Source organism: Legionella sp. km772, assembly GCF_003989735.1.
Taxonomy (GTDB): Bacteria; Pseudomonadota; Gammaproteobacteria; order Legionellales; family Legionellaceae; genus Legionella.
In genome coordinates, this window is sequence record NZ_RZGQ01000172.1 from 1 (window position 1) to 5,666 (window position 5,666).

Sequence of the window (5,666 nt, forward strand, 5' to 3'; positions counted from 1 at the left end):
AATCAAATAATCACTATAAAGATCAAGCATATCCATTTAATTCCCTCCCTAAAATTAAGGGCGGAATTCTAATGCTTTTTAGTCAAACTACAAGTTTATGTGCGTAACATGAGTTATTAAAGTTAATATTAAAAACCAATATTGGGCTGATCGCTTACCCCAAGTTTGGGATAGTTTACGCAAAAAAATTAATGATATTCAAGAAAAATTACCCCCTGGCGCTAGTCTTCCTGTGGTTGGTGATGATTTTGGTTATGTCTTTGGGTTTTTATTAGCGATAACCTCTGATGGTTTTAGCAATGCGGAATTAGAACATTACACTAAAGAAATACAAAAAGAATTAAGTGTCGTTTCTGGGGTTGCGCGGGTCGATTTATGGGGAGTGCAACAAAAACGAATTTATTTAGATATTTCCAACACACAATTATCGCAATTAGGCATTACCATTAATGACTTGGAGCGTACTTTGAAGCTACAAAATCAGGTGGTTGATGCTGGACAGATGGATTATCAATCCCAGCGAATAAGAGTGTCGCCGACCGGGGAGTTTACCAGCCCGGAATTGATTGCAAATTTATCCATAATCCCACAGTTTAAAAAAGGCGCTAAAAAAACAGACGAGATTATCCGTATCCGCGATTTCGCCGAGGTAAAGCTAGGCTATTTAGATCCTCCAACTCAGATAATGCGCTATTCGGGTTTACCTGCCATTGGGCTTGCTCTAGCGCCTCTGCCTGGAGTAAATGCCGTTAAGGTTGGGGAGGATGTTAGCAAGCGTCTAGAGGAAATTCAGGCTCATTTACCTGTTGGGATAGAAATTCATAAAATTTCTTGGCAATCAGAAATTGTAGCCGAATCGATTAACTCTTTTTTAATTAATTTAGTTGAGGCAGTAGTTATTGTTCTTATTGTTTTAGCGTTCACCATGGGGCTGCGTGCAGGCCTGATTATCGGGATTTCCGGTTTAATCCTTGCTATTTTAGGTACATTTATTGTCATGCAGTTGATGCACATCGATCTACAGCGCGTTTCTTTAGGCGCCTTAATTATTGCCATGGGGATGATGGTTGATAATGCCATAGTGGTTGTCGATGGTTTTATTATGCGGCTACAAAAAGGAATGGCACGAGAAGCCGCTGCAGTTGAGGCTGCTAAAATTTCTGCTTGGCCTTTATTAGGGGCAACAGTGGTGGCGTCGATGGCTTTTTTCCCAATTTTTGCTTCTACCTATGATACTGGAGAATATGCAGGTAGCTTATTTACTGTTATCGCGGTGTCATTGCTCTTAAGCTGGGTTTTTTCCCAAACAGCAACCCCACTTTTGTGTATGTATTTCATCCCTAAGCCTAAACAAATGCTTTCTGCTGAAGAACAATATACCGGTCGTTTTTATCAGTCATTTAGGAAATTATTGGTGGGAGCTATTCGCTACCGCATGTCTTTTACCTTAATGATGACCCTTTTGCTAATCCTTTCTATTATCTGCTTCCGTTTTGTACCGATTATGTACTTTCCTGACTCCTCTCGTTTACAGGTGATGATTGATTATTGGGCCCCAGAAGGAACGCGTATTCAAACTGTTGCTGAGGAGTTAAAAAAATTAGAAAAAAAATTGTTACAAGATTCCGGAGTAAGTAGCGTAAGTACTTTTATTGGTCAGGGACCCCCTCGTTTTTATTTGCCAGTGGAGTCGGAATTTCCCTTTTCCTCTTATGCTCAATTAATAGTGAATACCAAGAGTACCCAGGACGTGGATCGTTTGGTGGAGAGTTTACCAAAGTGGAGTACGGAAGCCTATCCTCAATCCCTAGTTCGCGTACGTAAATATGCTGTAGGTGCTTTTAACAATTGGAAAATCGCTGCGCGTTTTACAGGACCGGCCAATGCTGATCCTGCTGTTCTACGACAACTTGCTGATCAAGCAGTGGCAATATTAAGGGCGCAACAGGATGCTATTGATGTGCGAACAGATTGGCGGGAAAAAGTTTTAGAAATCGTGCCTGAATATCAGCAGGAGCGGGGACGTTGGGCTGGTGTTTCACGGGTGGATTTGGCTGATACTCTACATCGGGCCAGTGATGGTTTGTCCATAGGCCTTTATCGCGAGAATGATGATTTAATTCCTATTATTTTGCGAAATCCGCAAAGTGAGCGGGATACGGCCGCAGCTGATTTGCCCTATTTACAAATTAATCCATCCCTAAGCTCCAAAACGATTCCTGTTTCACAAGTGATTAATGGCTTGGACTTAAATTGGACTGATTCTATCATTTGGCGTTGGGATCGAAAAAGGGCAATAACCGTACAATGTTCTCCCTATAAGGTAACGGCAAATACTTTACGGCAGGAAATTTTGCCGGAGTTTGAAAAAATTAAATTACCCCCAGGATATACTTTAACTTGGGACGGGGAATACAAAAGCAGCAAAGAGTCTGCAGATGCCTTAAAACCAGGTTTATTTCCTACCATAGTTATCATGTTATTAATCATTGTGATGTTATTTAATGCCTTTAGACCGCCATTAATTATTATCGCGGTAATTCCTTTTGTGATGATTGGAATCACCTTTGGTTTATTGGCAATTAATGTACCCTTTGGTTTTATTGCTTTATTAGGTGCAATGAGTTTATCGGGAATGATGATTAAAAATTCAGTAGTTTTACTTGATCAGGTAAATTTGAATCTTGCCGAAGGCATGAGGCCTTATGATGCCGTTATCTCTGCTGCTTTAAGTCGGTTATCCCCCGTAGTCAATGCCGCAGCAACAACAATTCTCGGGGTTATTCCTTTATTACAAGATGTTTTTTGGGTTTCTCTCGCGGCTACTATTATGTTTGGGCTCACTATAGGTACTGTCTTAACGATGATTCTCGTACCGGTATTTTATTGTATTTTGTATCGAATTAAGCCATAAATGATTATTTAGCGGACGTAATTATTTTATCCGCTAAGATAGCATTACTAAAATGATGATAAAATTAGACTTAGCCGACAATATGATAACCACTATCAATATAAATAGTGTCTCCAGTAATGTTTTTAGCATAAGTACTGGCAAGAAAAGTAACCATTGCCCCTACATCACTAATGTCCACTAAGGATAAAAGGGGGGATTTGATTTTGGCTTGTGCGATTAACTCGTCAAATTTCTCTAAACCGGACGCTGCCCTAGTTTTCAAAGGGCCAGGAGAGAGCGCTATTGCTCGAATGTTAGATGGACCCAGTTCTGCCGCTAAATAACGAACCGAAGCCTCTAAAGCCGCTTTCACCGGCCCCATCAAATTATAATGCTCAACCACTTTTTCAGCGCCATAGAACGACATAGCAAAAAGTACACCGCCTTGGTGCATTAAGGGCTTGGCGAGATGAGCCATACGAATGAAGGAATGACAGGAAATATCCATTGCTAAGAGGAAACCGTCTTTAGAGCAATCGACTAAGGGTCCTTGTAAATCGAGCTTGGGCGCAAAAGCAATGGAATGGACAATAATATCAATTTGCCCCCAAGTACGTTTAATTTCTGCGAAGAGAGCCTCTAAATCTTCATTTTTAGTGACATCGCAGTGCGTATAAATACTAGGTTCTAATTCTTCAGCAATAGGGTCGACAAAAGGTTTAGCTTTGTCATTTTGATAAGTCAGGGCTAGCTCAGCTCCTGCGGTTTTTAACATCCGTGCGCATCCATATGCAATCGAGCTGTCATTGGCAATGCCGATAATCAAGGCTTTTTTTCCTAAAAGTAAACGGGTATCCATATTAGTTTTCCTTTATAAGTAAGTGGCGGCAATGATGGGCTATGATCCATTCTTCATCGGTAGGAATAGCATAAACGGCTACTTTAGACTCTTCATTGCTAATCAACTGTTCATTAGTGTTATTGGCCAATGGATTAATATTTATTCCCAGCCATTCATTGTCGCGGCAGACTGCTTCACGAATGGGCCAAGCATGCTCTCCTATCCCACCAGTAAATACTAGGCAATCTAAACCGCCCAAAACCGAGGTGAGAGCCCCCAATTCTTTGCGAATGCGATAAACAAATAAATCAAGTGCGAATTTTGCTTTAGGTTCTGTAGATTCTAATAAATCCTTTACACTAGAGCTAAGTCCTGAAACCCCTAATAAACCAGACTGTTGATATAAAAGTTTTTCCAGTTCTTTATGACTTAACTTTTTAAATTCCAGTAAATAAAGTAAAACGCCCGGGTCTAGGTTACCACAACGGGTACCCATCATTAGTCCATCTAAGGCAGTAAAACCCATGGTACTGTCAATGGCTTTCCCTTCTTTTACGGCACACATGCTAGCGCCATTGCCTAAATGAGCAATAATGATTCGTTTATTGGAATTAAGCAGGCCCATTTCCTCAAGTTTATGTTTAATAAACTCATAAGACAGTCCATGGAAGCCATAGCGCTTTACCCCCTCTTCAGTTAATGATTGGGGTAGAGCAAAGCTATCTGCAATGCGGGGATGGGTGCGATGGAATGCCGTATCGAAACAGGCGATTTGTTTTAACTCTGGCGCAAACTCTGCAATAACCTCCATGGCTTTAATATTATAGGGTTGATGTAGTGGGGCAAAGGGGATGAACTCTTTTAACTGCTGAATTAGATCATGTGTTACCAGCATTGGATCATAAAAACTTCTGCCGCCATGTACAATACGATGCCCTGCGGCTACTAGGTGTAATTTAAACTCAGGCTCACTTAGCTTCTCTAATAAGAGTTTAAAAAAGAAGGGATAATCACTGTCGGTTGCAAAATTTTCTTCCTTAATAAGGTTATGATCGCGGTCAAATACCTTAAGTTTTGGTTTGAGATGGATATTTTCGACTAGTCCTTGATAGACTTTATCGAGACCGGCATTTAATTCATATACAGCAAATTTAATACTGGATGAGCCGGCGTTAATAACTACTAAGTGTTGATTGTCCATAATATCCACAAGAAGCAAATTAATTCTATCTCATTATAGATCATTAATTAAAACTCTCTGTCCTCAAAGCAAAAAAACGGATTTGCTCTATACTTACATTCATATGATCGCATCATTAGAAAAGGATTTCTTATGTTAATCAATCCCTTGGATAATCGCTCTTTGTACAGTTGGTATGATTGGGGTATGAATGCATTACAACCTTATTCTGATTATTGCCTGACCTTATCTAAGCGCTATAAACGTATCGCTGATACCATGGATTTGCCCCTCAACATCCCATACCTTTCCCAAGCGCAGAGTGAAATTATTAAAGTGATTATGGATAGTCGCATTAAATTTTATCGCGGGTTAACCGGTTATTTTTATGTAAGCCACATGTTAACTAATATCTATGAAAAACCTCAGTTTGGGATTAATGAAATTAAGCTTGATGATGAATACTATGATATTGATGAGGAAATTGTTGATAAAAAGAGCTTTTGTAATTTAATTCATTTCAAAAAAATGAAATTCAATAATGATTCTTTGCCCAAAATGTTATTAGTTGCCCCGATGTCTGGGCATCACGCTACGCTATTACGCGATACAGTAAAAGCCTTATTACCTTACTCATGTTACGCACATAAACTTGTAGTTTGACTAAAAAGCATTAGAATTCCGCCCTTAATTTTAGGGAGGGAATTAAATGGATATGCTTGATCTTTATAGTGATTATTTGATTTTCC

General features: G+C 39.6%; 4 protein-coding genes. 2 read left to right on the top strand and 2 right to left on the bottom strand.

Features of this window, described 5'->3' with window-relative positions:
- Nucleotides 1-187: 187 nt before the first annotated feature.
- Nucleotides 188-2,914: an efflux RND transporter permease subunit gene (locus ELY15_RS12965; protein ID WP_255411108.1), complete on the top strand. Its 2,727-nt coding sequence runs from the start codon at nt 188-190 to the stop codon at nt 2,912-2,914.
- A 70-nt stretch (nt 2,915-2,984) separates the two neighbouring features.
- Here the strand turns inward: ELY15_RS12965 and fabI are convergent, their stop codons facing one another.
- Together fabI and ELY15_RS12975 are read right to left on the bottom strand one after the other, a co-directional pair.
- Nucleotides 2,985-3,755, bottom strand: a complete 771-nt coding sequence (gene fabI, locus ELY15_RS12970) for an enoyl-ACP reductase FabI (protein WP_127100710.1) — start codon at nt 3,753-3,755, stop codon at nt 2,985-2,987.
- Nucleotide 3,756: 1 nt separating this feature from the next.
- Nucleotides 3,757-4,938: an acetate/propionate family kinase gene (locus tag ELY15_RS12975; protein ID WP_127100712.1), complete on the bottom strand. Its 1,182-nt coding sequence runs from the start codon at nt 4,936-4,938 to the stop codon at nt 3,757-3,759.
- A gap of 132 nt (nt 4,939-5,070) precedes the next feature.
- Between ELY15_RS12975 and ELY15_RS12980 the strand changes: the two genes are divergently transcribed.
- The gene (locus tag ELY15_RS12980; RefSeq protein WP_127100714.1) at nt 5,071-5,580 is read left to right on the top strand and encodes a hypothetical protein; all 510 of its coding nucleotides are present in this window, start codon (nt 5,071-5,073) and stop codon (nt 5,578-5,580) included.
- Nucleotides 5,581-5,666: the final 86 nt, after the last annotated feature.